Annotated in this window: 25 protein-coding genes; 13 read left to right on the plus strand and 12 right to left on the minus strand. The window is 64.1% G+C overall.

Translation table 11 applies throughout. The annotated features are described in order from the left end of the window. Positions 1-289: 289 nt before the first annotated feature. The 4 genes from N5D30_RS10500 to N5D30_RS10515 are packed head-to-tail and all read right to left on the minus strand — an operon-like array spanning position 290 to position 1,363. Positions 290-679 carry a hypothetical protein gene (locus tag N5D30_RS10500; protein ID WP_279908925.1) on the minus strand — a complete coding sequence of 130 codons (390 nt, stop codon included), beginning with the start codon at positions 677-679 and terminating at the stop codon, positions 290-292. After that, on the minus strand, positions 672-920 hold the full coding sequence (locus tag N5D30_RS10505) for a hypothetical protein (RefSeq protein WP_279908926.1): 249 nt from the start codon (positions 918-920) through the stop codon (positions 672-674). Before N5D30_RS10505 ends, N5D30_RS10500 begins: the two co-directional genes overlap by 8 nt. Continuing rightward, positions 913-1,122: a hypothetical protein gene (locus N5D30_RS10510; protein ID WP_279908927.1), complete on the minus strand. Its 210-nt coding sequence runs from the start codon at positions 1,120-1,122 to the stop codon at positions 913-915. Before N5D30_RS10510 ends, N5D30_RS10505 begins: the two co-directional genes overlap by 8 nt. A 25-nt stretch (positions 1,123-1,147) precedes the next feature. Further along, positions 1,148-1,363: a DNA-binding protein gene (locus N5D30_RS10515; protein ID WP_279908929.1), complete on the minus strand. Its 216-nt coding sequence runs from the start codon at positions 1,361-1,363 to the stop codon at positions 1,148-1,150. A 459-nt stretch (positions 1,364-1,822) separates the two neighbouring features. Here N5D30_RS10515 and N5D30_RS10525 point away from each other — a divergent pair, with 459 nt between their 5' ends. Together N5D30_RS10525 and N5D30_RS10530 are read left to right on the plus strand one after the other, a co-directional pair. After that, the gene (locus tag N5D30_RS10525) at positions 1,823-2,176 is read left to right on the plus strand and encodes a hypothetical protein (protein WP_279908930.1); all 354 of its coding nucleotides are present in this window, start codon (positions 1,823-1,825) and stop codon (positions 2,174-2,176) included. A 218-nt stretch (positions 2,177-2,394) separates the two neighbouring features. After that, positions 2,395-3,132, plus strand: a complete 738-nt coding sequence (locus N5D30_RS10530) for a hypothetical protein (RefSeq protein ID WP_279908931.1) — start codon at positions 2,395-2,397, stop codon at positions 3,130-3,132. A gap of 231 nt (positions 3,133-3,363) precedes the next feature. On the opposite strand, the gene N5D30_RS10535 is transcribed toward N5D30_RS10530, so the two are convergent. Together N5D30_RS10535 and N5D30_RS10540 are read right to left on the minus strand one after the other, a co-directional pair. Further along, positions 3,364-3,834 (minus strand): Dps family protein, encoded by a 471-nt coding sequence (locus N5D30_RS10535; RefSeq protein WP_220815274.1) that lies wholly within the window; start codon positions 3,832-3,834, stop codon positions 3,364-3,366. Positions 3,835-3,967: 133 nt separating this feature from the next. Continuing rightward, a complete protein-coding gene (locus tag N5D30_RS10540) occupies positions 3,968-5,080 on the minus strand; it encodes an HD domain-containing phosphohydrolase (protein WP_279908932.1) in 1,113 nt (370 codons plus the stop codon). Between the two features lie 223 nt (positions 5,081-5,303). Here N5D30_RS10540 and aspS point away from each other — a divergent pair, with 223 nt between their 5' ends. Further along, positions 5,304-7,079, plus strand: a complete 1,776-nt coding sequence (aspS, locus tag N5D30_RS10545; RefSeq protein WP_279908933.1) for an aspartate--tRNA ligase — start codon at positions 5,304-5,306, stop codon at positions 7,077-7,079. Between the two features lie 79 nt (positions 7,080-7,158). Beyond that, positions 7,159-7,908: a YebC/PmpR family DNA-binding transcriptional regulator gene (locus tag N5D30_RS10550; RefSeq protein ID WP_279908934.1), complete on the plus strand. Its 750-nt coding sequence runs from the start codon at positions 7,159-7,161 to the stop codon at positions 7,906-7,908. Between the two features lie 7 nt (positions 7,909-7,915). Here N5D30_RS10550 and N5D30_RS10555 read toward each other — a convergent pair whose 3' ends face one another. The 4 genes from N5D30_RS10555 to N5D30_RS10570 form a co-directional block, all read right to left on the minus strand. Then, a complete protein-coding gene (locus N5D30_RS10555; RefSeq protein WP_279908937.1) occupies positions 7,916-9,067 on the minus strand; it encodes a glycosyltransferase family 1 protein in 1,152 nt (383 codons plus the stop codon). 176 nt (positions 9,068-9,243) lie between these two features. Further along, on the minus strand, positions 9,244-10,227 hold the full coding sequence (locus N5D30_RS10560; protein ID WP_220815289.1) for an alpha-L-glutamate ligase-like protein: 984 nt from the start codon (positions 10,225-10,227) through the stop codon (positions 9,244-9,246). A gap of 7 nt (positions 10,228-10,234) precedes the next feature. Beyond that, entirely contained in the window at positions 10,235-11,761 is a 1,527-nt protein-coding gene (locus tag N5D30_RS10565) for an inactive transglutaminase family protein (RefSeq protein WP_220815269.1), read from the minus strand. Between the two features lie 5 nt (positions 11,762-11,766). Next, entirely contained in the window at positions 11,767-12,300 is a 534-nt protein-coding gene (locus tag N5D30_RS10570; RefSeq protein ID WP_279908941.1) for an ATP-dependent zinc protease, read from the minus strand. A 281-nt stretch (positions 12,301-12,581) separates the two neighbouring features. Between N5D30_RS10570 and N5D30_RS10575 the strand changes: the two genes are divergently transcribed. The 5 genes from N5D30_RS10575 to prpF all read left to right on the plus strand — a co-directional run bounded on the left by N5D30_RS10575 (position 12,582) and on the right by prpF (position 19,502). Further along, complete coding sequence (locus tag N5D30_RS10575) at positions 12,582-13,304, plus strand: GntR family transcriptional regulator (protein ID WP_279904924.1); 723 nt, start codon at positions 12,582-12,584, stop codon at positions 13,302-13,304. Beyond that, positions 13,301-14,188, plus strand: coding sequence for a methylisocitrate lyase (prpB, locus tag N5D30_RS10580; RefSeq protein WP_279908944.1), 888 nt, complete (start codon positions 13,301-13,303; stop codon positions 14,186-14,188). Before N5D30_RS10575 ends, prpB begins: the two co-directional genes overlap by 4 nt. Positions 14,189-14,245: 57 nt before the next feature. Beyond that, positions 14,246-15,406, plus strand: a complete 1,161-nt coding sequence (prpC, locus tag N5D30_RS10585) for a 2-methylcitrate synthase (RefSeq protein ID WP_279908945.1) — start codon at positions 14,246-14,248, stop codon at positions 15,404-15,406. Positions 15,407-15,501: 95 nt separating this feature from the next. Further along, positions 15,502-18,111 (plus strand): Fe/S-dependent 2-methylisocitrate dehydratase AcnD, encoded by a 2,610-nt coding sequence (gene acnD / locus N5D30_RS10590; RefSeq protein WP_279908947.1) that lies wholly within the window; start codon positions 15,502-15,504, stop codon positions 18,109-18,111. A gap of 209 nt (positions 18,112-18,320) precedes the next feature. Continuing rightward, complete coding sequence (gene prpF / locus N5D30_RS10595) at positions 18,321-19,502, plus strand: 2-methylaconitate cis-trans isomerase PrpF (RefSeq protein ID WP_279908949.1); 1,182 nt, start codon at positions 18,321-18,323, stop codon at positions 19,500-19,502. A gap of 19 nt (positions 19,503-19,521) precedes the next feature. Here the strand turns inward: prpF and N5D30_RS10600 are convergent, their stop codons facing one another. Further along, complete coding sequence (locus tag N5D30_RS10600) at positions 19,522-20,169, minus strand: LysE family transporter (protein WP_279908952.1); 648 nt, start codon at positions 20,167-20,169, stop codon at positions 19,522-19,524. Between the two features lie 24 nt (positions 20,170-20,193). Continuing rightward, positions 20,194-21,012 (minus strand): pyruvate, water dikinase regulatory protein, encoded by an 819-nt coding sequence (locus N5D30_RS10605; RefSeq protein ID WP_220815262.1) that lies wholly within the window; start codon positions 21,010-21,012, stop codon positions 20,194-20,196. A 155-nt stretch (positions 21,013-21,167) separates the two neighbouring features. On the opposite strand from N5D30_RS10605, the gene ppsA reads away from it, so the two are divergent. The 4 genes from ppsA (at position 21,168) to rraA (ending at position 25,500) form a co-directional block, all read left to right on the plus strand. Continuing rightward, on the plus strand, positions 21,168-23,543 hold the full coding sequence (gene ppsA / locus N5D30_RS10610; protein WP_220815261.1) for a phosphoenolpyruvate synthase: 2,376 nt from the start codon (positions 21,168-21,170) through the stop codon (positions 23,541-23,543). Positions 23,544-23,655: 112 nt separating this feature from the next. Continuing rightward, positions 23,656-24,651, plus strand: a complete 996-nt coding sequence (locus tag N5D30_RS10615) for an alpha/beta fold hydrolase (RefSeq protein ID WP_279908954.1) — start codon at positions 23,656-23,658, stop codon at positions 24,649-24,651. Between the two features lie 3 nt (positions 24,652-24,654). Next, on the plus strand, positions 24,655-24,987 hold the full coding sequence (locus N5D30_RS10620; RefSeq protein ID WP_279908957.1) for a Rieske 2Fe-2S domain-containing protein: 333 nt from the start codon (positions 24,655-24,657) through the stop codon (positions 24,985-24,987). Positions 24,988-25,011: 24 nt separating this feature from the next. Then, positions 25,012-25,500 carry a ribonuclease E activity regulator RraA gene (rraA, locus tag N5D30_RS10625; RefSeq protein WP_220815258.1) on the plus strand — a complete coding sequence of 163 codons (489 nt, stop codon included), beginning with the start codon at positions 25,012-25,014 and terminating at the stop codon, positions 25,498-25,500. Positions 25,501-25,544: the final 44 nt, after the last annotated feature.

The following is a 25,544-nucleotide window of genomic DNA, read 5'->3' on the forward strand; positions in this document are numbered from 1 at the left end:
AGCTATCCATCCCGCTCAGGCAGGGATAGTCATCACAGGCAATGCAGGTATCGCCCAGGAAGGGCACTAAGAAAGGAGGCGGATCGGGCGGCAGGCCCTGGGCGCACCCTCGCCAGAGCGCGAGGCAGGCCAGCAGCAGAAACAGGCGGGGCATCGCGGCGAGGTCCAGCGGGGAAAACACCAAGGGCGCCGCCCTTGTCATCCCGCTCTTGCCGCCGAGGGCTCGGGAGCATGGGGTGGTGAAGCTACCCCACACTCCCCGGCAGAGGCTGTTCATGGTCGTGCAGGGTCAAGGATGCGCTACGCCCGTGCTTCCGTTCGACGGAACGATGAAGCTGTTCCGACGAGCCGGGAGCGCGGCCCCTGACCTCGACGCAGAGGGTCGGGTCATACGGTCCAGTACGTTGCCGGAACTCTGCCGGTCGCGGTGCCGTATCGCCCGAATGGTGCGGATGTTGTAGAAGCAGATTTCAGCGGGGAAATCCTTCGTGCCACCGAGAGGGACCGTCAGGAAATAGCCGCTCTCGTCATAGACCCCTTCCATCGGCAGGACGATGCCGACGATATGGAAGCAGCGCCACAGCACTACCGGGTCTTCCTTCCAGAACAACTCAACAATGACTGTTGCCCCCATGTACTGAGCAGCGTTTGAGGCGTCCACAGGGAGGCGGCTATCCATGGCTGTAACCTCCTTCCTTGAACTCGCCCTTGCTGCTGAGCAGCTCCTCGCGGAGCTGCTGGACGTTGACCATGCGAAGACCGCCCATGGTGATGCTGGGCAGGGTGCCGTTCTCCACCCACTCGGCCACCTCATCCACCGGAATGCCGCAGGCCGAGGCAAAGGTCACGATGCTGCACAGGTCGCCGATGGCAGAGCCAAGCGGTACGACCTTGCCATGGGGCTGACCGGGCTTATTCATCGTCGTAATCCCCTTCTTCGAAGCTGCTCTTGCCCTTGTCGAGGTCGGCCTTGATCCTGGCCAGGTTGATCATGCGGAAGTCGGAGACCTTCACGCTCGGGATGGCGCCGCTGTTCATCCAGGCGATCACGCTGTCGATGGAGGTGCCGCACATGGCGGCAAAGGTGCTGATGCTGCAAATATCGAGTTTGGCGTGGCTCATGCGGTGTGCTCCTTGGCTTGGCGATTCATGCGGTCCAGTCCTGTTCCAGCAGCCACGAACGGAACAGCGCGCTGTTCACCATGCGGCGCTTGCCGACCTTGAGGGTGGGGATCACGGCCTTCATCGCCCAGGCGCGGGCGACTCCATAGGCAATTCCGTTGCGTTCGGCCCAGCCCTCGATGGTTTCGAGGTCGCGCTGCTGGGCATGCAGCTTGGCGGGGTCTAGCTCTTCCAGTTCCATGCTCGTTCCGTCACTATTCGTGGCATTAGCCGTTAGTGGCTCAGGGAAATATTTGCCCCAGGTGAATTATTGCCCTGAATGTCGATGCGGAGCAATATTTTCTCTGGATTTTATTTTCTATATGAGCACGGCTGCTGATAGAGCACGTCTACTGATCAAGAAGCTTGGGCCGAAGAAGGCCAGCACATATGGTGGCGACTACGAGCGCTGGAAGAGTGTGAGCAAGGGCGCAGTACGTGTGAGCACTGAGGAAATTGATGTGCTTGTAGACGTCTTCCCCCAATACGCCCTATGGCTAGCGAGCGGAAAGACTGCGCCTGAAATAGGGCAGACCAGCCCGGAATACGACCGGGCCCATTCAAACTTGCCCAATCAAGACGTGGGATAGCGATCACCAAGGAAGTAGTTAGGCGCTGGTATTCCCAAAGGACGGGCGGCGAAAAGGACTGAATCACGCGAATGGATGACGACGACATCTACATCCCACCCAGGCCCAAGGAGCGGAGCAGCTTCATGTGGCTTGGCATCATCACCCTGGCAATCGTGCTGGGAACCCTTATCGCTGATGGCATCCGACTCTTGGCAGCAAATGCCTGGATGAACTATCAGCTTGAGCAGCTAGCAAAAGAGTTTCATAGCGAAAAAGCAGAGACCCGGCAACGAGCCGAGGGGCGGCGCGAAACATTACAAACTCAAGAGGCTGAAAAGAAGATGCAGCTTTATGAGTGCCTGTTTTGGCAGGATCAATATCGCTCAAATCCTAGTGCTAAGAACGAAGCAAAGAAAATGCAGAGTTGTAGGCAGGCTAAATAATGTGGCGGAATTGAATGTAGATGACTCAATAGAGGGATGATCGGTTTGCGCTAATTATAAGAAAGGGCATTTCGAGTATCGAAAGTGCCATGAAGGCGCAAACAATTTTTTACGAGCAATGCAGGTCAAGCGGTGGTGCAAGAAACGATATATTACAACAGCGCTATTGCCTGCTGTGTCTGGACTTAATCCTGTAGGTTAATTTTAAAAGGATTTTTATGTTTCAAATAGAAGTGGATCGTTTGCTTGAATACCTGCTGAAAGCAAAAAGATACAAGGCTCCGATGCATCGCAGCGCGCATGCCATTTCTTTTGAGCAGGCTTCAAAATTAGTGCTGGCATTAGGGATTTTGTTTTTTATAGCGATGTTAGTGGTTGCGAGCGTGGTTTTTATTGGCGGTGAAGCTTCTGAAAGAGTTAAACTTTGGGGGACAATTACGGGTCTGGCAAGTATGGTGTTGGTTTTGCTTTCATTTGTTCTTGGAGGGGGCAGTATAATAATTTCAATCTTGAGGATATCTAAAGATCTTCATGCTGATTTTCTTGAAGAGAAAGATAGGGAAATGGAGCATGCTCGTTATGTTTTAAGTGTAAGCGAGACTGCTGTTAATTATGTAGAGAAAATTCTTATAAATAAAATTGATAGAATCGAAAGTAGAATCAGTGGTTTCATGGGTAGAGCTGATTTGGCTTTGCTTTCCTTGGCTGCGATGGGGTGGACCTTATACAAGGAAGTTGATGATCGTGTAGGGGCTGATTATGTGATCGATCAAGTCTCTCAGGGTTTGAACGCTGGATGGTTATTTAATACAATTTTTTTTGGCTCTGCATTAGTTTTTGGTATGGCAATTGGGGCGATGGCGCTTAAATACATATCGCGTCAATACAGGTACGCACTGGAGATTGTTCAGCTTTCTTTTGTGCTACGCAAAGGAAATGCTTTCGGAGCGCCGTAGAGATTTGTGTCGAAAAAGTGTCGAAATCACTGCGTCGGATAGCTACGTAGTGAGAAGGATCAGTGCCCGGAGGCCGCAGATTGAGCGAGTTTGCGACGCAACGGAACGGCAAAAATAGGGTTCGAATCCCTCCTTCACCGCCAGACCAAAACAAAGCCCCGAAAACTGATGTTTTCGGGGCTTTGTTCTTTCCGGTATCCCTCCTTTTGTGGGAGGGATGTCACTTCAAGGTCAGTCCGCCAGCAGGCTACGCAGCATCCATGCAGTCTTCTCGTGTACCTGCATGCGCTGGGTCAGCAGGTCGGCGGTTGGTTCGTCGCTGACCTTGTCGAGCAGCGGGAAGATACCGCGGGCAGTGCGTACCACCGCTTCCTGGCCTTGGACCAGCAGTTTGATCATTTCCTCTGCGCTGGGCACGTTTTCCTCTTCCTTGATGGAGGAGAGGCGGGCGTAGGCGGAGTAGGTGCCAGGGGCGGGGAAGCCGAGGGCGCGGATGCGTTCGGCGATGGCGTCGACGGCCAGGGCCAGTTCGGTGTACTGCGTCTCGAACATGAGATGCAGAGTGTTGAACATCGGGCCGGTGACGTTCCAGTGGAAGTTGTGGGTCTTCAGATACAGGGTGTAGGTGTCCGCCAGCAGGCGGGACAGGCCCTCGGCGATGGCGGCGCGATCCTGTTCGGCGATACCGATGTTGATTTCCATACCTTTCTCCTCATATGGCCGGAGCACAAGCTCCCAGTGATGGGGGCAGCCTAACATAGGCCACGTGGCTTCCAGCTTGGCTTGAATCAATGAATGCCATGCTTGGAGGCTATTGCCGGGTTTGCGGTTCCGTTTAAAGGTGGGCGAGTTCCGGTCTGTTCTGCAGCGTGTGGTTGAATGCCTCGACCCAGTGGCGGCTGAATTGCTGGCCCGCCAGGTTGTTGATTTCCAGGATCGCGCGCAGGCGCGGGCGCTTGCTCAAGGTCTGGTGGGCTCGTTCGTGGGTGCGCGCGTCGTAGGTGTCGGCGATGTTCAGCAGCAGCGCGCCGGGATGGATCTCCGCCTCGCGCAGTCCCTTCGGATAGCCGCTGCCGTCGGCATGTTCCTGGTGCTGGAGGATGATCTCGCCTGCTTCGCTCCAGAGCGGCATGCGCTTGAGCAGTTCGCTGGCCTGGCGGGGGTGGGATTGCATCTGCCGGCGTTCTTCGCGGCTGAGGTCGCTTCCCTTGTGCAGCAGGTCCAGCGGCAGGAAGGCCATGCCCAGGTCGTGCAGAAATACCGCGGCTGCGAGCTGCTCGGGAGCCACCGGCTTGCCGGCGGATTCGTTCATGCCCAGCGCGAGGTCGAGCAGGCGCAGGCCGCGGCCCTGCCAGTAGGGCGAACGCTGCTCGCCCGCTTCCATGAGTCCGGCGAAGAACAGCAGGTCGGCGTTGGCCTCGATGCCATGATCGGAGAGCAGCTGGGCGAGCTGTCCTTCACCGATTTCGACAGGCTCCAGGCGGGTTTCCGGCGCCAGGTTCTGCAATAGGCCGCGACGGACTTCGGTCTGCCGGGAAGCGGGGGCCGCCGCGAGTGCCTGGAGTGCCTGACAGAGGCTGTCGATCTGGCGCCGGTCCGGCGCTGCGGCAAGCCCGAGGGCCGCCTGGATCGTGTTGCGCAGCTGGTCCAGGCTGAGCAGCAGGATGTCGCCGAGCAGGCTGTCGAACTGCAGGGTGCCTGCGCGCAGGCAGTCCAGCACGTCCTCCATCGCCTGGGGCAGCGGCAGCAGATGGTTCAGCTCGACGTAGCCGAGGTTGCCCTTGAGGCTGTGCACCAAGCGGAACAGTTCGCGCAACCGGCCGCCATCCTGCGGGTGGCGCTCCAGTTCGATCAGCAATTGCTCGCAGCGCGGCAGCTGCTCCTCGGTATCGAGGCGAAAGTCATCCAGCAGATCGCTGGGTATGTCGGCGGGGCGGGGCAGGGCCATGGGGTGGTCTCCGCAGGGCTGGACTCTCAGTATAGAAAGGCTGCGGGGCGGTGGTGGGCTGCGCAGGTGCGATTAACGCTATATAATCCCGCCCCTTGTCCCGCGGGTGCGGAGACGCATCGACCATGGCGCCATCGGTCGCCCGTTTCCCCTCCGCCTGCAGAGTATGCCCGGGCCGGCCGGGCGCGAATTCAAGACTGATCTAGAGAAGCGAACCACGACCATGATGCGCAGCCACTATTGCGGCCAGTTGAACGAGAGCCTGGACGGCCAGGAAATCACCCTTTGCGGCTGGGTTCACCGCCGTCGCGACCATGGTGGCGTGATCTTCCTCGACATCCGCGACCGTGAAGGCCTGGCCCAGGTGGTGTTCGACCCGGATCGCGCCGACACCTTCGCCAAGGCCGACCGCGTGCGCAGCGAGTACGTGGTCAAGGTCACCGGCAAGGTGCGCCTGCGTCCGGAGGGCGCACGCAACCCGAACATGGCCAGCGGCGCCATCGAGGTCCTGGGCTACGAGCTGGAAGTGCTGAACCAGGCCGAGACCCCGCCGTTCCCGCTGGACGAATACTCCGACGTGGGCGAGGAAACCCGCCTGCGCTACCGCTTCATTGACCTGCGCCGCCCGGAGATGGCCGCCAAGCTGAAGCTGCGTTCGCGCATCACCAGCAGCATCCGCCGCTACCTGGACGATAACGGCTTCCTCGACGTCGAGACCCCGATCCTAACCCGTGCCACCCCGGAAGGCGCGCGCGACTATCTGGTGCCGAGCCGTACCCACGCCGGCAGCTTCTTCGCTCTGCCGCAATCGCCGCAACTGTTCAAGCAACTGCTGATGGTGGCCGGCTTCGACCGCTACTACCAGATCGCCAAGTGCTTCCGCGACGAGGACCTGCGTGCCGACCGTCAGCCGGAATTCACCCAGATCGACCTCGAGACCAGCTTCCTCGATGAAGACGACATCATGGGCCTCACCGAGACCATGATCCGCAATCTGTTCAAGGAAGTGCTGGACGTGGAGTTCGGCGAGCTGCCGCACATGACCCTGGCCGAGGCCATGCGTCGCTTCGGCTCCGACAAGCCGGACCTGCGCATCCCGCTGGAACTGGTCGACGTGGCCGACCAGCTCAAGGACGTGGAATTCAAGGTGTTCTCGGGCCCGGCCAACGATCCGAAGGGCCGCGTCGCCGCTCTGCGCGTGCCGGGTGCCGCCTCCATGCCGCGCAGCCAGATCGACGACTACACCAAGTTCGTCGGCAACTACGGCGCCAAGGGCCTGGCCTACATCAAGGTCAACGAGCGCGCCAAGGGCGTCGAGGGCCTGCAGTCGCCGATCGTCAAGTTCATCCCGGAGGACAACCTCAAGGTTATCCTTGACCGCGTGGGTGCCGTGGACGGCGACATCGTGTTCTTCGGCGCTGACAAGGCCAAGATCGTCTGCGACGCCTTGGGCGCGCTGCGTATCAAGGTCGGCCACGATCTGAACCTGCTCACCTGTGAGTGGGCGCCGCTGTGGGTGGTCGACTTCCCGATGTTCGAGGAGAACGACGACGGCAGCCTGACCGCCATGCACCACCCGTTCACCGCGCCCAAGTGCTCGCCGGAAGAGCTGGAGGCCAACCCGGCCGCCGCGCTGTCTCGCGCCTACGACATGGTGCTCAACGGCACCGAGCTGGGTGGCGGCTCCATCCGTATCCATGACAAGGGCATGCAGCAGGCGGTGTTCCGTGTGCTCGGCATCAGTGAGGACGAGCAGCAGGAGAAGTTCGGCTTCCTGCTCGACGCGCTGAAGTTCGGCGCGCCGCCCCATGGCGGCCTGGCCTTCGGCCTGGATCGCCTGGTGATGCTGATGACCGGCGCCAGCTCGATCCGCGAGGTCATCGCCTTCCCGAAAACCCAGAGCGCGGCCTGCGTCATGACCCAGGCGCCGGGCATCGTCGATGCCAAGGCGCTGCGCGAGCTGCACATCCGCCTGCGCGAACAGCCCAAGGCGGAATAAGAGAGAGCGACAGGAGCCTGGCATGCCAGGCTCCTTGCATTTCAGCGGTACGAAATCGATCGAAGAGACGGAGTGAGTTATGGCTGGTCATTCCAAATGGGCCAACATCAAGCACCGCAAGGGGCGTCAGGACGCCAAGCGCGGCAAGATCTTCACCAAGCTGATCCGTGAGCTGACCGTGGCTGCCAAGCACGGCGGCGGGGTGCCGGCGGACAATCCGCGCCTGCGCCTGGCGGTGGATAAGGCGCTGACCGCCAACATGTCGCGTGACGTGATCGACCGCGCCATCGCCCGTGGCGCCGGCAACAACGAAGCCGACAACATGATCGAGCTGAGCTACGAAGGCTACGGGCCGAGCGGCGTGGCGATCATCGTCGAGGCCATGACCGACAACCGCAACCGCACCGCCGCGGCGGTACGCCACGCCTTCAGCAAGTGTGGTGGCAACCTCGGCACCGACGGTTCGGTGGCCTACATGTTCGAGCGCAAGGGGCAGGTCAGCTATGCCCCGGGCGTGGACGAGGACGCGCTGATGGAGGCGGCTCTGGAGGCCGGCGCCGATGACGTGGAGATGGGCGAGGATGGCTCGGCCCTGGTGTCCACCGGTTTCTCCGACTTCCACGCGGTGAACGAGGCCCTGCAGGGTGCCGGTTTCAAGAGCGAGGAGGCCGAGATCGCCATGATCCCGTCGGTCAGCGCGCCGATTGCCGACCTGGAAACCGCGAAGCAGGTGCTCAAGCTGATCGACATGCTCGAGGACCTGGACGACGTGCAGAACGTCTACCACAACGCGGAAATCCCCGACGAGCTCATGGAGCAGCTGGACTGATCGCTATTCAGGCTTGATCTGTGCCAGGCCGGCTGGCCTGGTGCAGGTGCGCCTCGAACTGGGCGACGATCTGCGGCCAGCCCTGCTTGCCGGCATGCTGGCGGGCATTCAGGCGCACCCGCCGCAGGCTTTCGGCATCGTGCAGCAGCCAGTGCGCCGCGTCGATGAAGGTCTGCTCGTCGCCGGGCGTCGCCAGCGCGCCGTTGTGGCCGTGGCGGATATGCAGGGCGGCCGCCGCCTGGTCGAAGGCGACTACGCCGAGCCCCGAGGCCAGGGCCTCCAGCAGGACGTTGCCGAAGGTTTCCGACAGGCTGGGGAAGAGGAACAGGTCGCCGCTGGCGTAGTGAGCGGCCAGGTCCTCGCCGCGCCTCACTCCGCAGAACACGGCGTCCGGCAGCTCTTCCTGCAGCTGTGCCCGCAGCGGGCCATCCCCGACCATCACCAGCCGCAGGCGCAGCCGGGACTGTTGCAGCGCCCGATAGGTGCGCACCAGCAGTTGCAGGTTCTTTTCTGCGGCCAGGCGGCCGACGTGCAGCACGGCGATCTCGTCTTCCTCCAGTCCCCAGGCGGCACGCAGCTCCTGGGAGCGCCGTGCGGGGTGGAACAGCTGGCCGTCCACGCCGCGGGCCAGCAGTTCCAGCCGCTCGAAACCGCGCCGCTGCAGTTCCAGTCGCTGGCTGGGGCTGGGCACCAGGGTCAGCCGCGAGCGGTTGTGGAACCAGCGCAGGTAGCCGGTCAGCAGGCGGCTGAGCAGGCCGAAGCCGTAGTGGCCGCTGTATTGCTGGAAGTTGGTGTGGAAGCCGCTGACCACCGGGATGCCGAGACGCCGCGCGGCGCGTAGGGCCGAGAGGCCGAGTGGCCCTTCGGTGGCGATGTAGAGCACGTCCGGCCGGTTGCGCTGCCAGCGCCGGAGCAGCTTGTGCAGCGACGACTGCCCCCATTGCAGGCCGGCGTAGCCAGGCAGCGGCCAGCCGCGTGTCAGCAGCAGTTCCTCGTCGCTGGCGCCGGCTTCGTCGACCTGGCGCGGGCGCACCAGCTGCAGTCGATGGCCGCGCTCGCGCAGGCCCTGGCAGAGCCGGCCGAGGGTGTTGGCCACGCCGTTGACTTCGGGCGGATAGGTCTCGCTGACCAGGGCGATATGCAGGCTTGTGACATTCATGGCATCAGTCTGGACCGATGCCGTGTCGCGCAGGTGACGGGGCGATGACCGAATGGTGACCGCGCTTGTGGCGCACCGTCCCGTCATCCCCGCGAAGGCGGGGACCCAGAAACGCAGCGCATGGATTCCCGCCTGCGCGGGAATGACGGGGTTTGAGTGGGGGCTGCGTGTGCCCCTCAGACTTCCTTCGGCTTGATGTGGCCGAACAGCTGCTGGGAGAAGCGCACGCGCTCTTCCGGGCTTTCCTTGATGTCGTCCTTCGCCAGTTCCGCGATGCGGGCTTCCACCGCGTGGGCGCGATGGGTCAGGCCGCAGTCGTTGGCGATCTGGATGTTCAGGCCGGGGCGGGCGTTGAGTTCGAGGATCAGCGGACCCTTGTCCACGTCCAGCACCATGTCCACGCCGATATAGCCGAGGCCGCACAGCTCGTAGCAGCCGGCCGCCAGCTTCATGAAGCCGTCCCAGTTCGGCAGCTGCACGCCGTCCACCGCGTTGGTGGTGTCCGGGTGCTTGGTGATCTTGTTGTTCAGCCAGGTGCCGCGCAGGGTCACGCCAGTGGCCAGATCCACGCCGACGCCGATGGCGCCCTGGTGCAGGTTGGCCTTGCCGTTGGACTGGCGGGTCGGCAGGCGCAGCATGGCCATCACCGGGTAGCCCATCAGCACGATGATGCGGATGTCCGGCACGCCCTCGTAGCTGATGCTCTTGAAGATCGGGTCCGGGGTGACGCGGTATTCGATCAGCGCGCGGTCGCGGTGGCCGCCCAGCGAATACAGGCCGGACAGAATGCTGGAGAGCTGCTGCTCGATCTCGTCGTGGCTGACGATCTTGCCGGAGACGGTCTTGAAGCGGCCCTCGAACTTGTCGGCGATCACCAGGATGCCGTCGCCGCCGGCGCCCTGGGCAGGCTTGATGACGAAGTCGCTGCGCCCGCCGATGATCTCGTCGAAGCGCTCGATCTCCTTCTCCGTGGAGATGATGCCGTACAGCTCCGGCACATGGATGCCGGCCTCGATGGCCCGCTCCTTGGTGATGATCTTGTCGTCGACGATCGGGTACAGGTGCCGCTTGTTGTACTTCAGCACGTAGTCCGCGTTGCGTCGGTTGATGCCCATGATGCCTTTGGCTTCAAGGGCCTTCCACGTCTTCCACAGGCCGATCATGGGTTCAATCCTTCAGGAAGGCTTTGAAGCGGAACAGCTCGGTCAGGCGGTAGCCGCGGTAGCGACCCATCGCCAGCATGAAGCCCACCAGGATCAGCAGCACGGCCGGGAAGGTGAAGACGAAGTAGGTCAGCTGCTCGATGCTCATCAGCATGTGGGCCAGCGATGCGGCGATCAGGGTGCCGACGGCGACCTTGAAGGCGTGGGCGCCGCCGCGCTCTTCCCAGGTGATGGACAGGCGCTCGATGGTCATGGTCAGGATCACCATCGGGAACAGGGCCACCGACAGGCCGCGCTCCAGGCCGAGCTTGTGGCTGAACAGGCTGATCACCGCGATCAGCACTACCACGAAGGTCAGCACCACCGACAGGCGCGGCAGCATCTGCAGCTTGAGGTGTTCGAGGTACGAGCGCAGCGACAGACCGAGCGCGGTGATGATGGTGAACAGCGCGATGCCGAAGCCCAGCTGGGTCTCGCGGAAGGCGAGGGCGATCAGCACCGGGGTGAAGGTGCCGAGGGTCTGCAGGCCGCCGAGGTTGCGCAGGATCAGGATCACCAGCACGCCGATCGGGATCATGATCATGATCTGGTAGGTCTGCTGGGTCTGCAGCGGCAGGCCGTACAGCGAGTATTCGAGGAAGTCGACGTCGGTGTTCTCGTCGGTCAGCTTGGCCAGGCGGATGGCGTTCATCTCGCTGTTGTTCAGGGTGAAGCTGACCTGCGGCTTCTTGCCGCCCTCGATGGTCACCAGCGGCTCGTCGCCGGTCCACCAGACCACGCGATCGACCGGCAGGCCCTGTTCGCCGGTTTCCGGGTTGAAGTACAGCCAGTTGTCGCCGTTGAAGCTGCGCAGCCACAGTTCCGGGGTCTGCTGGGCGTCGGCGACCAGGCGGATGGTGTGCACGCGCTCCATCGGCACGTGGGCGATGGACAGCAGCAGGTCGATCACCTTGGCCTTGTTGGCGGTGGACGAGTCGCCGCCGAGCAGCAGCTTGACGTTGTCGTCGCCGGCATTGTTGACACGCTTGATGGTCTCGCTGATGAAGGTCTGCACGTCCGCCGAGTGCTGGCGGATGGGGGCGAGCAGCGCTTCGGCGGCGATCTTCTCGGCGCCTTCCACGGCGATGCTGTCACGGAAGATCGGGCCCTTGGCCTTGGCCGGCTCGCCGCTGTAGCGCTTGGTCAGCACCAGGCGGTAGTAGAGGGTCTGGTTGCCGTTGGCGCGGCGGGCCGACCAGGTCAGCTTGCGGTTGCCGTCGACGCGGTTGACGCTCACCCCGTAGTTGTTGGAGATGAAGCTCTCGTTGAGGCTGACGTAGTCCTGGTTCAACGGCGGCACGAACATCTGCACCTTCACCGGTTCGCGCGGGCTGGCCTGGAATTCGACCTTGGCGTCGATGTTCCACAGATCGTCGGTCTCGTCTTCGGTCACCGGGATGCCGAGGATGAAGATCTGGTAGGCCGTGACCAGAACGCCCACCGTCACCAGGAGGGTGATCAGGACTTTCAGATGCAGGGTAAGAGAGCGCATGTGAGTTACTCGGCAGAGTTTGCGGAGGTGCAGCCAGGTTTGCCAGCAGCATATTTAAGACTGGGATCGACCAGGGCATCCAGGCGCTTGAGCGCTTCGGAGCCGATCAGCAGCGGGTATTGGAAGGCGCTGCGGTCGGTCAGGTTCACTTCGATGGTGCGTCGGGCCTTGCCCATGCACAGCTGCAGTTCGATCACCGGGCGTGCGGTGTAGGTCTTGTCTTCGTCGGGATCGAAGTCGCCGGCGCGGCGCTTGATCTTGCTGATGCGCGCCAGCGGGCGCTCGATCGGATGCTCGTGGGCGTCGTCGATGGCCAGGTAGAAGCGTACCCAGGTCTCGCCGTCGCGCTTGAAGCGCTTGATGTCGCGGGCGCTGAGGGACGCGGTCTTGGCGCCGGTGTCGAGCTTGGCGGCGACCTGCAGGTCCAGTTCGGTAAGGCTGACGTATTCGTTCAGACCATAGACGGTCTTTTCGGCGGCGGGACTCAGGCCGGGAAGCATCAGGATGCCGAGGAGGGTGGCGAGGGACGTGAGTCGCATAAATCCTTTGATGGGTCGCGTCGTCGGGGCGGCGGGGCATGGGGCCGGCCGATGAAGTCTAGCAGGCGCACGGGTGGCCTGGGCCGGTGGATGCGGGCGGCATTCTAACATGGGGTTTTTCTGCGGCGACAGCCGCTTATGAGCGTTTCTGCAGGTGAAATGGTCGGTTGGGCACCGTTTTGCTCTCTCTTTGGATTGTCGACAATCCTGGTTTTGTTCATTGACATAAAGGCTTTTAAGGGCTTATTTTGGGCTCATTGAAGTCAATGTTGTTGACAATGATGCTCGAATTTATCGACTCGACCGCTGCCGACCAGGGCGACTCGGAAACCCTGGCCGAACACGTCTTCCGCCGCATCCAGGCGGCCATCGTGCAGGGCGAAATCCCCCCGGGCAGCAAGATCTCCGAGCCCGAGCTGGCGCGCACCTATGGCATCAGTCGCGGGCCGTTGCGCGAAGCGATACACCGTCTCGAGGGACAGAAGCTGCTGGTGCGAGTTCCCCACGTGGGCGCACGGGTGGTCTCGCTCAGCCATGCCGAACTGATCGAGCTGTACGAGATCCGCGAGTCCCTGGAGGGCATGGCCTGCCGCCTGGCGGCCGAGCGCATGGGGCAGGACGAGATCGACGAACTGCGCCGGGTGCTCGAGCTGCATGAGCAGGACGCCGCGTTCAAGGCCGGCGTGGGCTACTACCAGCAGGAAGGCGATTTCGACTTCCACTACCGGATCATCCAGGGCAGCCGCAACAAGACCCTGGCGCAGATGCTCTGCGGCGAGCTGTACCAGTTGGTGCGCATGTACCGGCTGCAGTTCTCCAGCATGCCCAACCGGCCGCACCAGGCCTTCGCCGAACACCACCGCATTCTCGATGCCATCGCCGACCGTGACGGCGAACTGGCCGAGCTGCTGATGCGCCGTCACATCGGCGCCTCCAAGCGCAACATCGAGCGCCACTACCAGGAAGCGCTCGCCAACCCGTCCAAAACACGAGGTGAGTCATGAGTCAGAACACCGCCGGCCAGCGTTTCCGTCAGGCCCTTGCCGAAGAGAAACCGCTGCAGGTCATCGGCGCGATCAACGCCAACCACGCACTGCTGGCCAAGCGTGCCGGCTTCCGCGCCATCTACCTGTCCGGCGGCGGCGTGGCGGCCGGTTCCCTCGGCCTGCCGGACCTGGGCATCAATACCCTGGACGACGTGCTCACCGACGTGCGCCGTATCACCGACGTCTGCGACCTGCCGCTGCTGGTGGACATCGACACCGGTTTCGGCCCCAGCGCCTTCAACATCGAGCGCACCATCAAGAACCTGATCAAGGCCGGCGCCGCCGCCGCCCACATCGAGGACCAGGTTGGCGCCAAGCGCTGTGGCCACCGCCCGGGCAAGGAAATCGTCTCCTGCGAGGAGATGGTCGACCGGGTGAAGGCCGCCGCCGACGCCAAGACCGACCCGGACTTCTTCCTGATCGCCCGCACCGACGCGATCCAGGCCGAGGGCGTGGACGCCGCCATCGAGCGCTGCCGGCGCTACGTGGAGGCGGGCGCCGACGGCATCTTCGCCGAGGCCGCCTACGACCTGCCGACCTACGAGCGCTTCGTGCGCGAGCTGAACGTGCCGGTGCTGGCCAACATCACCGAGTTCGGCGCCACGCCGCTGTTCACCCGCGACGAGCTGGCCTCGGTCGGTGTGGCCATCCAGCTGTATCCGCTGTCGGCGTTCCGTGCGGCCAACAAGGCAGCGGAAAGTGTCTACACCTCGATCCGCCAGAACGGCCATCAGAAAGACGTCATCGAGCAGATGCAGACTCGCGTTGAGCTGTACGACCGCATCGGCTACCACGCCTTCGAGCAGAAGCTGGACGCGCTGTTCGCCGCCGGCAAGAAGTGATCGGCACGCAGGCCCGCCTGCGCACGCACAAGAACGAATGATGAGGAGAGACCCGCGATGAGCGCCCAAGAAGCGACCACCCCTGGCTTCAAGCCGAAGAAGTCCGTGGCCCTGAGCGGCACCGCCGCCGGCAACACCGCCCTGTGCACCGTCGGCCGTACCGGCAACGATCTGCACTACCGCGGCTACGACATTCTCGATGTCGCCACCACCTGCGAGTTCGAGGAAATCGCCCACCTGTTGGTACACGGCAAGCTGCCGAACGTCGCCGAACTGGCCGCCTACAAGGCTAAGCTCAAGGCCCTGCGTGGCCTGCCGGCGGGCCTCAAGGCCGCGCTGGAGCAGCTGCCGCCGTCCGCCCACCCGATGGACGTGATGCGCACCGGCGTGTCCGTGCTCGGCTGCCTGCAGCCGGAGAAGGAAGACCACAACCACCCGGGCGCCCGCGACATCGCCGACAAGCTGATGGCCTCGCTGGGCTCCATGCTGCTGTACTGGTATCACTTCAGTCACAACGGCCGGCGCATCGAGGTAGAGACCGACGACGACTCCATCGGCGGTCACTTCCTGCACCTGCTGCACGGCGAGAAGCCGCGCGAGTCCTGGGTACGTGCCATGCACACGTCGCTGATCCTGTACGCCGAGCACGAATTCAACGCCTCCACCTTCACCTCCCGGGTTGTCGCCGGCACCGGCTCCGACATGTTCAGCTGCATCGCCGGCGGCATCGGCGCGCTGCGCGGACCCAAGCACGGCGGCGCCAATGAGGTGGCCTTCGAGATCCAGAAGCGCTACGACAACCCGGACGAGGCCGAGGCCGACATCCGCGCCCGCGTCGAGCGCAAGGAAGTGGTGATCGGCTTCGGCCACCCGGTCTACACCGTGGCCGACCCGCGCAACAAGGTGATCAAGGAAGTGGCGCGCCAGCTCTCTGCCGAGCAGTCCAATAACAAGATGTACGACATCGCCGAGCGCCTGGAGACCATCATGTGGGACATCAAGAAGATGTTCCCCAACCTCGACTGGTTCAGCGCCGTCAGCTACCACATGATGGGCGTGCCCACCGCCATGTTCACCCCGCTGTTCGTGATCGCCCGCACCTCGGGCTGGTCCAGCCACGTCATCGAGCAGCGCATCGACGGCAAGATCATCCGGCCGAGCGCCAACTACGTCGGTCCGGAAGACCTGAAGTTCGTGCCCCTCAAGGACCGTCCGTAATCCAGCGGCGCGCCCCTCGCTGACCGTGCAGCGCGCCTTCTCCCGGACGGGGGAGGGTCGCCGGGGCCGCCCGCCAAGCCCATACAGGTTCGACCATGAACAGCCAATACCGTGAACGCCTGCCAGGCACAGACCTGGACTACTACAACGCCCCCGCGGCGGTGGACGCCATCAAGCCCGGCGCCTGGGCCGGCCTGCCGTACACCTCCCGCGTGCTGGCCGAACAACTGGTGCGCCGCTGCGACCCGCAGCACCTGACCGCCTCGCTGGAGCAGCTGATCTACCGCAAGCGCGACCTGGACTTCCCCTGGTACCCGGCGCGGGTGGTCTGCCACGACATCCTCGGCCAGACCGCGCTGGTCGACCTGGCCGGCCTGCGCGACGCCATCGCCGAGCAGGGCGGCGACCCGTCCAAGGTCAACCCGGTGGTGCCGACCCAGCTGATCGTCGACCACTCGCTGGCCGTGGAAGCACCGGGCTTCGACCCGGACGCCTTCGAGAAGAACCGTGCCATCGAGGACCGCCGCAACGAGGACCGCTTCCACTTCATCGAGTGGACCAAGACCGCGTTCAAGAACGTCGACGTGATCCCGGCCGGCAACGGCATCATGCACCAGATCAACCTGGAGAAGATGAGCCCGGTGATCCAGGCGCGCGGCGGCGTGGCTTTCCCCGATACCTGCGTCGGCACCGACTCGCACACCCCGCACGTCGATGCCCTGGGCGTGATCGCCATCGGCGTCGGCGGCCTGGAAGCGGAAACCGTGATGCTCGGCCATCCGTCGATGATGCGCCTGCCCGATATCGTCGGCGTGGAACTGACCGGCCAGCGCAAGCCCGGCATCACTGCCACCGATATCGTCCTGGCGATCACCGAGTTCCTGCGCAAGGAGCGGGTGGTCGGCGCCTACGTCGAGTTCTTCGGCGAGGGTGCCGACAGCCTGTCCATCGGCGACCGCGCGACCATCTCCAACATGTGCCCGGAATACGGCGCCACCGCCTCGATGTTCTACATCGACGGCCAGACCATCGACTACCTCAAGCTCACCGGCCGCGAGCCGGAGCAGGTGGCGCTGGTGGAGAACTACGCCAAGGCCCTCGGCCTGTGGAGCGACGCGCTGAAGACCGCCGAGTACGAGCGCGTGCTGTCCTTCGACCTGGGCAGCGTGGTGCGCAACATGGCCGGCCCGTCCAACCCGCACCGCCGCCTGCCGACCTCGGCGCTGGCCGAGCGCGGCATCGCCGACGAAGCCAAGCTGCAGAGCGGCAAGGTCGAGGAAGCGGAGGGCCTGATGCCGGACGGCGCGGTGATCATCGCCGCCATCACCAGTTGCACCAACACCTCCAACCCGCGCAACGTGGTCGCCGCCGGCCTGGTGGCGAAGAAGGCCAACGCGCTGGGCCTGGTGCGCAAGCCCTGGGTGAAGACCTCCTTCGCGCCCGGCTCGAAAGTCGCCAGGCTCTATCTGGAAGAGGCCGGCCTGCTGCCGGAGCTGGAAAAGCTCGGCTTCGGCATCGTCGCCTACGCCTGCACCACCTGTAACGGCATGTCCGGCGCGCTCGATCCGGTGATCCAGAAGGAAATCATCGACCGCGACCTGTACGCCACCGCCGTGCTCTCCGGCAACCGCAACTTCGACGGTCGCATCCATCCCTACGCCAAGCAGGCCTTCCTGGCTTCGCCGCCGCTGGTGGTGGCCTACGCCATCGCCGGTACCGTGCGCTTCGATATCGAGCAGGACCCGCTGGGCACCGACGCCAGCGGCAATCCCATAACCCTCAAGGACCTGTGGCCGTCCGACGAGGAGATCGACGCCATCGTCGCCGCCAGCGTCAAGCCGGAGCAGTTCCGCCAGGTCTACATCCCGATGTTCGACCTGGGCAGCGTGCAGGAAGCGGAAAGCCCGCTGTACGACTGGCGCCCGATGTCCACTTACATCCGCCGCCCGCCGTACTGGGAGGGCGCCCTGGCCGGCGAGCGTACGCTCAGGGGCATGCGTCCGCTGGCGATCCTGCCGGACAACATCACCACCGACCACCTGTCGCCGTCCAACGCGATCCTGATGGACTCGGCCGCCGGCGAATACCTGCACAAGATGGGCCTGCCGGAGGAGGACTTCAATTCCTACGCGACCCACCGCGGCGACCACCTGACCGCCCAGCGCGCCACCTTCGCCAACCCGCAGTTGGTCAACGAGATGGCCGTGGTCGACGGCCAGGTGAAGAAGGGCTCGCTGGCCCGCGTCGAGCCGGAAGGCCAGGTCATGCGCATGTGGGAGGCCATCGAGACCTACATGAACCGCAAACAGAACCTGATCATCGTCGCCGGCGCCGACTACGGCCAGGGTTCGTCCCGCGACTGGGCGGCCAAGGGCGTGCGTCTGGCGGGGGTCGAGGTGATCGTCGCCGAGGGCTTCGAGCGCATCCACCGCACCAACCTGGTCGGCATGGGCGTGCTGCCGGTGGAGTTCAAGCCAGGCACCACCCGCCTGACCCTGGGCCTGGACGGCACCGAGACCTATGACATCGAGGGCGAAGTGTCGCCGCGCTGCGACCTGACCCTGGTGGTCAACCGGCGTAGCGGCGAGGTGGTCAGGGTCCCTGTGACCTGCCGCCTGGACACCGCCGCCGACGTCAGCGTGTACAAGGCCGGTGGCGTGTTGCAGCGCTTCGCCAAGGACTTCCTTGAAGGGGCGGTTGCCTGATAGCACGGACTGCTCCCTCTCCCATGAATGGGAGAGGGAGTAGACCCTGAGGGCCAGCAACACCTGGATTCCCGCCTACGCGGGAATGACGGGGGCAGGCCCGCCGTCCTTCCATGCCGTCGTCCCCGCGAAGGCGGGGACCCAGTAGGCTCACAGCGCCAAATTACTTGCCTAACATAGGATCTACCTTAATCAGCCAGGACGAAATCATGGCGCAACAGATCAAGATTCCCGCTACCTACATGCGTGGCGGCACCAGCAAGGGCGTGTTCTTCCGCCTGCAGGACCTGCCGGAAAGCTGCCGGGTGCCGGGCGAGGCGCGCGACAGGCTGTTCATGCGCGTGATCGGCAGCCCCGACCCTTATGCCGCGCACATCGACGGCATGGGCGGCGCCACCTCCAGCACCAGCAAGTGCGTGATCCTGTCGCGCAGCAGCCAGCCGGACCACGACGTCGATTACCTCTATGGCCAGGTCTCCATCGACAAGGCCTTCGTAGACTGGAGCGGCAACTGCGGCAACCTGTCCACCGCTGCCGGCGCCTTCGCCATCCATGCGGGGCTGGTCGATCCGGCGCGCATCCCCGAGAACGGCACCTGCGTGGTACGCATCTGGCAGGCCAACATCCAGAAGACCATCATCGCCCACGTGCCGGTCACCGGCGGTCAGGTCCAGGAAACCGGCGACTTCGAGCTGGACGGCGTCACCTTCCCGGCCGCCGAGATCGTGCTGGAGTTCCTCGATCCGTCCGATGACGGCGAGGAGGGCGGCTCGATGTTCCCCACCGGCAATCTGGTGGACGATCTGGAGGTCCCCGGCATCGGCACCTTCAAGGCGACCATGATCACCGCCGGCATCCCCACGGTGTTCGTCAACGCCGAGGACATCGGCTATCAGGGCACCGAGCTGCGCGAGGACATCAACGGCGATCCGGCGCAGCTGGCGCGCTTCGAGCAGATCCGCGTCGCCGGCGCCCTGCGCATGGGGCTGATCAAGACCGCCGAAGAGGCTGTGACCCGCCAGCACACGCCGAAGATCGCCTTCGTCACCCAGCCCCGCAGCTACCGGGCGTCGAGCGGCAAGACGGTCGAGGCGGGCGATGTCGACCTGCTGGTGCGCGCCCTGTCCATGGGCAAGCTGCACCACGCCATGATGGGCACCTGCGCCGTTGCTATCGGCACGGCGGCGGCGATCCCTGGCACCCTGGTCAACCTGGCCGCCGGTGGCGGCGAGCGCGAGGCGGTGCGTTTCGGCCATCCGTCCGGCACCTTGCGGGTCGGTGCCCAAGCGAGGCTGGTCGAGGGCCAGTGGACGGTGACCAAGGCCATCATGAGCCGCAGTGCGCGGATACTGATGGAAGGCTGGGTGAGGGTGCCGGGCGACGCGTTCTAGGTCTCGCTCGCGCCGGGCGTCAGTGGTGATTGACGCCCAGCATCAGGCCGCCGGCGCCGACGAAGAAGGCACCGGTGCCTTTGTTCAGGCGGCTGATGCCCTTGCGGCTGCGCACCATGCGGCGAATCTGCAAGCCGAACAGGGCATAGGCCATGGAGGCGACGCAAAGCTCGGCCAGCAGATAGGTGCTGCCGAGGTAGAGGAACTGCTCGGCGGCCGGCTCACCGGGCTTGATGAACTGGGGAAAGATCGCGGCGAACAGCAGGATGGCCTTGGGGTTGCTGATGCCGACCAGGAACTCGTTTAGCATCAGCTTGCCGATGGGCGCCCTGGCGGCGGGCTGGGGGCGCAGCTCGCCCTCGTCGACCTTCAGGCCGCTGAACTCGGTGCTGCGCCAGGTGCGGATGCCCAGGTACACCAGGTAGAGCGCGCCGACCCACTTGATGAGGGTGAAGGCGGTCTCCGAGGCCAGCAGCATGGCGCCCAGGCCGACCGCGGAGATGAACAGGAAGATGGCGTAGGACGCCAGTCGGCCGAAGGTGGCCAGCAGTGCGGCCCGCAGGCCGTAGTTGATGCCGTTGTTGAGGGCGCAGAAGTTGTTGGGCCCCGGGCCGAGGGAGATCAGCGCCGCGATGGGGGCGAACAAAACCGCGTCCATGAGTGTCATGACATCACCGGCTGGGCAAGTGGATTATTTGAGGCGCCGTTCGACGCCTTTCTCGACCAGGATCTTCGCCGAGATTTCCTCGACGGAGAAGTGGGTCGAGTTGATGAAGTTGATGCCTTCGCGACGAAGCAGGTTCTCCACCTCGCGCACCTCGAATTCGCACTGGGCGAAGCTGGCGTAGCGGCTGTTGGGCTTGCGCTCGTGGCGGATGGCGGTGAGGCGGTCGGGGTCGATGGTCAGGCCGAACAGCTTGTGCTTGTAGGGCTTGAGGGCGGTCGGCAGCTGCAGGCGCTCCATGTCCTCCTCGGTGAGGGGGTAGTTGGCGGCGCGGATGCCGAACTGCATGGCCATGTACAGGCAGGTGGGCGTCTTGCCGCAGCGGGAGACGCCGATCAGGATCAGGTCGGCCTTGTCGTAGTAGTGGGTGCGGGCGCCATCGTCGTTGTCCAGAGCGAAGTTGACCGCCTCGATGCGCTCCATGTAGTTGGTGCTGCTGGCGATGGAGTGGGACTTGCCGACCGAGTAGGAGGAATGCTCGCTCAGCTCGGCCTCCAGCGGTGCCAGGAAGGTCGAGAAGATGTCGATCATGAAGCCTTCGGACTGGCCCAGGATGTCGCGGATTTCGTGGTTGACCACGGTGTCGAAGATGATCGGCCGGGCGCCGTCTTTCTCGGCAGCATTGTTGATTTGCTGTACCATGGCCCGCGCCTTCTCGACGCTGTCTATATAGGGGCGCGTGAGCTTGGTGAAGCTGATGGTCTCGAATTGCGCCAGCAGACTTTGACCAAGGGTTTCCGCGGTGATGCCGGTGCCGTCGGAAATGAAGAATGCGGTTCGTTTCATTGATGCCGGAGGCCTTAAGTCAGGAACGATTCTTGGCTATGATAGGCCCCCTTTGCTGGGCCCGTACTGGTCGGCATTGTGACTTATTTCCTTGAGGCAAAGCCAGGATGCGGCGGCGCTGCACCGGCTCTGCCACGTACAGTGGAGAGTTCACCTTGGTAGAGTACGTCATTTCCCTCGATAAGCTCGGCGTCCACGATGTGGAGCATGTAGGGGGCAAGAACGCATCCCTCGGCGAGATGATCAGCAACCTCGCCGGTGCTGGCGTATCGGTTCCCGGTGGTTTCGCCACCACTGCCCAGGCCTACCGTGACTTCCTCGAACAGAGCGGCCTCAACGACCGCATCCACGCCGCCCTCGACGCGCTGGACGTGGACGACGTCAACGCCCTGGCCAAGACCGGCGCGCAGATCCGCCAGTGGGTGATGGACGCCGAGTTCCCGGCCCAGCTGGACGCCGACATCCGCACCGCCTTCGCCGAGATGAGTGCCGGCAACGACAACATGGCCGTCGCCGTGCGTTCCTCGGCCACCGCCGAGGATCTGCCGGACGCCTCCTTCGCCGGCCAGCAGGAGACCTTCCTCAACATCCGTGGCGTGGACAACGTGATCCGCGCAGCCAAGGAAGTGTTCGCTTCCCTGTTCAACGACCGCGCCATCGCCTACCGTGTGCACCAGGGCTTCGACCACAAGCTGGTCGCCCTGTCCGCCGGCGTGCAGCGCATGGTGCGTTCGGAAACCGGCACCGCCGGCGTGATGTTCACTCTGGACACCGAGTCCGGCTTCCGCGACGTGGTGTTCATCACCGGCGCTTACGGCCTCGGCGAGACCGTGGTGCAGGGCGCGGTGAACCCCGACGAGTTCTACGTGCACAAGCAGACCCTGGAGGCCGGCCGTCCGGCGATCCTGCGTCGCAACCTGGGCAGCAAGGCGATCAAGATGGTCTACGGCGACGAAGCCAAGGCCGGTCGCTCGGTCAAGACCGTCGACGTGGACCGCGCCGACCGCGCCCGCTTCGCCCTGTCCGACGCCGAGGTCACCGAGCTGGCCAAGCAGGCGCTGATCATCGAGAAGCACTACGGCCGCCCGATGGACATCGAGTGGGCCAAGGACGGCGATGACGGCAAGCTGTACATCGTCCAGGCCCGTCCCGAGACCGTGAAGAGCCGCAGCAGCGCTACCGTGATGGAGCGCTACCTGCTCAAGGAGAAGGGCAAGGTGCTGGTGGAAGGCCGCGCCATCGGCCAGCGCATCGGTGCCGGCAAGGTGCGCGTCATCCACGACGTGTCCGAGATGGACAAGGTGCAGCCGGGCGACGTGCTGGTCTCCGACATGACCGATCCGGACTGGGAACCGGTGATGAAGCGCGCCAGCGCCATCGTCACCAACCGCGGCGGTCGTACCTGCCATGCGGCGATCATCGCCCGCGAACTGGGCATCCCGGCCGTGGTCGGCTGCGGCAACGCCACCCAGGTGCTGCAGGACGGCCAGGGCGTGACCGTCTCCTGTGCCGAGGGCGACACCGGCTTCATCTTCGAGGGCCAGCTGGGCTTCGACATCCGCAAGAACTCGGTCGACGCCATGCCCGACCTGCCGTTCAAGATCATGATGAACGTGGGCAACCCGGACCGTGCCTTCGACTTCGCCCAACTGCCCAACGAGGGCGTCGGCCTGGCCCGTCTCGAATTCATCATCAACCGCATGATTGGGGTGCACCCCAAGGCGCTGCTGAACTTCGCCGGCCTGCCGGCGGAGATCAAGGACAGCGTCGAGAAGCGCATCGCCGGCTATGACGACCCGGTCGGCTTCTATGTCGAGAAGCTGGTCGAGGGCATCAGCACCCTGGCCGCGGCCTTCTGGCCGAAGAAGGTCATCGTGCGCCTGTCGGACTTCAAGTCCAACGAGTACGCCAACCTGATCGGCGGCAAGCTGTACGAGCCGGAAGAAGAGAACCCGATGCTCGGCTTCCGTGGCGCGTCCCGCTACATCAGCGAGAGCTTCCGCGACTGCTTCGAGCTGGAGTGCCGCGCGCTGAAGAAGGTGCGCAACGAGATGGGCCTGACCAACGTCGAGATCATGGTGCCCTTCGTGCGCACCCTCGGTGAGGCCTCGCAGGTGGTCGAGCTGCTCGCCAGCAACGGCCTGAACCGCGGTCAGGACGGCCTGAAGGTCATCATGATGTGCGAACTGCCGTCCAACGCCCTGCTGGCCGACGAATTCCTCGAATTCTTCGACGGCTTCTCCATCGGCTCCAACGACCTGACCCAGCTCACCCTGGGCCTGGACCGCGACTCCGGCATCGTCGCCCACCTGTTCGACGAGCGTAACCCGGCGGTCAAGAAGCTGCTGGCCAACGCCATCGCCGCCTGCAACAAGGCCGGCAAGTACATCGGCATCTGCGGCCAGGGCCCGTCGGACCACCCGGACCTGGCCAAGTGGCTGATGGAGCAGGGCATCGAGAGCGTGTCGCTGAACCCGGACTCGGTGCTGGACACCTGGTTCTTCCTCGCCGAGGGCCAGCAGCAAGGCTGATCCGGTCGCACGCAGAAGGGCGGGAGCGATCCCGCCTTTTTTGTGGCTCCGGGCTATCGCCCAGGGACGACGCCAGCAGTCGCTCCCGGCAATTCTTGTGCAAGAAAGCAGTATGCAAAGCAGTAGCGAATTGTTCCCCGTCGCCCTGATCAGCGCCGAACTGCGCGGCGATCTGAGCGAGGACGTGTACCGCCTGAAGCCTGGCACCGCGCCGGATTTCTCCGTCGAGCTGGCCGTGACCCGGCTGGGCCTGGCCGGCCAGCAGGAGCGCGGCCAGCCGGTGATCCTGCTGCACGGCAGCTTCTCCAACCGGCGCTTCTGGTATTCGCCACGGGCCATCGGCCTCGGACCGCACCTGGCCCGCGCCGGTTTCGACGTGTGGATCGCCGAGATGCGCGGGCACGGCTTGTCCCCGCGCAACCAGGCTTACAAGCACAACAGCGTGGCGGAGTATGCCCGCTACGACCTGCCGGCCATCGCCGCCTTCGTCCGTGAGCAGAGCGGGCAGGTGCCGCACTGGGTGGGGCACTCGCTGGGCGGCATCACCCTGGCCGCCGCGCTGGGCGGCGGCTACCTGGACGAGAGCAGCGCCGCGTCGGCGGCACTGTTCGGCAGCCAGATCAGCCGCGTCTACTGGCCGCTCAAGGTGCCGCCCCTGGAATGGGGCAGCCGCCTGCTGCTCAGGGGCTTTCCTCATATTTCCGGTACCCGTTTCAAGCGCGGCCCCGAGGACGAGCCGATCGGTGTGGCGCTGGAAAGCCTGCGCTGGCACCGGCTGTTCGGCCGCTTCGGCGACGCCGAGCGCGACTGGTGGGCCGGCATGGCCGACGTGACGGTGCCGCTGCTGGCGGTGAGCGCCACGGGTGACCTGCAGGACCCGGCCTGGGCCTGCCGCAAGCTCTACGATCAGTTCATCTCGGCGCCGCGCAGCTTCCTGCTGCTGGGCAAGGACAAGGGCTACTCCAGCGATTTCGGCCATATCGAGATGCTGGTCAGCAAGGAGGCGCAGACCGAGGTCTGGCCGCTGGTCGAGCACTGGCTGCGGGAACTGGGACTGCCGCCCGAAAAACGCCAGGACGAGGTTACAAGCGCTCTGGCATGCGGCTAAGATGTGACGAAATCCGCCGGCTCGGTCACGATCCGCATGTTCGTCGCTCTGGAGCGTCTGATCAATCTGCAGGACGGCTATCGGCAGGCCTTCCGGGTCGCCGGTCTCGATCTGCTGTTGCTGGTGGTCGAGCGACAGCCGCTGCTGCCGGAGAATCGCTGTCCCCATCGCGGGACGCCGCTGCAGGACGCCACCCTCAGCGGCTCGGTGCTGCGTTGCGCGCGCCACGGCGTGGAGTTCGACCTGCACAGCGGCCGGCCGCTGAACGCGCACTGCGCGGCGCTTCGCCGGTTCAGCCTGGCGTACGACGGTGACCGCATCGGTATCGATGTCTGAGGTTCAACTGAAAGGAGCTTTTCCATGCAATACGTCACTCCCGATCTGTGCGACGCCTACCCGGAGCTGGTGCAGGTGGTCGAGCCCATGTTCGCCAACTTCGGCGGCCGCGACTCCTTCGGCGGCGAGATCGTCACCGTCAAGTGCCACGAAGACAACTCGCTGGTCAAATCCCAGGCCGACGAGCCGGGCAAGGGCAAGGTTCTGGTCGTGGATGGCGGCGGCTCCCTGCGCCGCGCGCTGCTGGGCGACATGATCGCCGAGAAGGCCGCGAAGAACGGCTGGGAAGGCATGGTGATCTACGGCTGCGTGCGCGACGTCGACGTGCTGGCGCAGACCGACCTGGGCGTGCAGGCCCTGGCCAGCCACCCGATGAAGACCGACAAGCGCAACATCGGCGACCTCAACGTGCCGGTGACCTTTGGTGGCGTGACCTTCAAGCCGGGCGACTACGTATATGCCGACAACAACGGCGTGATCGTTTCCCCCGAGCCGCTGAAGATGCCGGAGTGATGCCGTCGGGGCTCGTCTTCAGCGGGCCCCGACAGGATGCGAAT

The sequence above is a fragment of the Pseudomonas sp. GD03875 genome (assembly GCF_029840585.1).
Classification (GTDB): domain Bacteria; phylum Pseudomonadota; class Gammaproteobacteria; order Pseudomonadales; family Pseudomonadaceae; genus Aquipseudomonas; species Aquipseudomonas paralcaligenes.

Bases quoted from the DNA above. Each gene is read 5' to 3' on its own strand.
- N5D30_RS10500 (WP_279908925.1), bottom strand. From the start codon at position 679: ATGGATAGCCGCCTCCCTGTGGACGCCTCAAACGCTGCTCAGTACATG.
- N5D30_RS10505 (WP_279908926.1), bottom strand. From the start codon at position 920: ATGAATAAGCCCGGTCAGCCCCATGGCAAGGTCGTACCGCTTGGCTCT.
- N5D30_RS10510 (WP_279908927.1), bottom strand. From the start codon at position 1,122: ATGAGCCACGCCAAACTCGATATTTGCAGCATCAGCACCTTTGCCGCC.
- N5D30_RS10515 (WP_279908929.1), bottom strand. From the start codon at position 1,363: ATGGAACTGGAAGAGCTAGACCCCGCCAAGCTGCATGCCCAGCAGCGC.
- N5D30_RS10525 (WP_279908930.1), top strand. From the start codon at position 1,823: ATGGATGACGACGACATCTACATCCCACCCAGGCCCAAGGAGCGGAGC.
- N5D30_RS10530 (WP_279908931.1), top strand. From the start codon at position 2,395: ATGTTTCAAATAGAAGTGGATCGTTTGCTTGAATACCTGCTGAAAGCA.
- N5D30_RS10535 (WP_220815274.1), bottom strand. From the start codon at position 3,834: ATGGAAATCAACATCGGTATCGCCGAACAGGATCGCGCCGCCATCGCC.
- N5D30_RS10540 (WP_279908932.1), bottom strand. From the start codon at position 5,080: ATGGCCCTGCCCCGCCCCGCCGACATACCCAGCGATCTGCTGGATGAC.
- aspS (WP_279908933.1), top strand. From the start codon at position 5,304: ATGATGCGCAGCCACTATTGCGGCCAGTTGAACGAGAGCCTGGACGGC.
- N5D30_RS10550 (WP_279908934.1), top strand. From the start codon at position 7,159: ATGGCTGGTCATTCCAAATGGGCCAACATCAAGCACCGCAAGGGGCGT.
- N5D30_RS10555 (WP_279908937.1), bottom strand. From the start codon at position 9,067: ATGAATGTCACAAGCCTGCATATCGCCCTGGTCAGCGAGACCTATCCG.
- N5D30_RS10565 (WP_220815269.1), bottom strand. From the start codon at position 11,761: ATGCGCTCTCTTACCCTGCATCTGAAAGTCCTGATCACCCTCCTGGTG.
- N5D30_RS10570 (WP_279908941.1), bottom strand. From the start codon at position 12,300: ATGCGACTCACGTCCCTCGCCACCCTCCTCGGCATCCTGATGCTTCCC.
- N5D30_RS10575 (WP_279904924.1), top strand. From the start codon at position 12,582: ATGCTCGAATTTATCGACTCGACCGCTGCCGACCAGGGCGACTCGGAA.
- prpB (WP_279908944.1), top strand. From the start codon at position 13,301: ATGAGTCAGAACACCGCCGGCCAGCGTTTCCGTCAGGCCCTTGCCGAA.
- prpC (WP_279908945.1), top strand. From the start codon at position 14,246: ATGAGCGCCCAAGAAGCGACCACCCCTGGCTTCAAGCCGAAGAAGTCC.
- acnD (WP_279908947.1), top strand. From the start codon at position 15,502: ATGAACAGCCAATACCGTGAACGCCTGCCAGGCACAGACCTGGACTAC.
- prpF (WP_279908949.1), top strand. From the start codon at position 18,321: ATGGCGCAACAGATCAAGATTCCCGCTACCTACATGCGTGGCGGCACC.
- N5D30_RS10600 (WP_279908952.1), bottom strand. From the start codon at position 20,169: ATGACACTCATGGACGCGGTTTTGTTCGCCCCCATCGCGGCGCTGATC.
- N5D30_RS10605 (WP_220815262.1), bottom strand. From the start codon at position 21,012: ATGAAACGAACCGCATTCTTCATTTCCGACGGCACCGGCATCACCGCG.
- N5D30_RS10615 (WP_279908954.1), top strand. From the start codon at position 23,656: ATGCAAAGCAGTAGCGAATTGTTCCCCGTCGCCCTGATCAGCGCCGAA.
- rraA (WP_220815258.1), top strand. From the start codon at position 25,012: ATGCAATACGTCACTCCCGATCTGTGCGACGCCTACCCGGAGCTGGTG.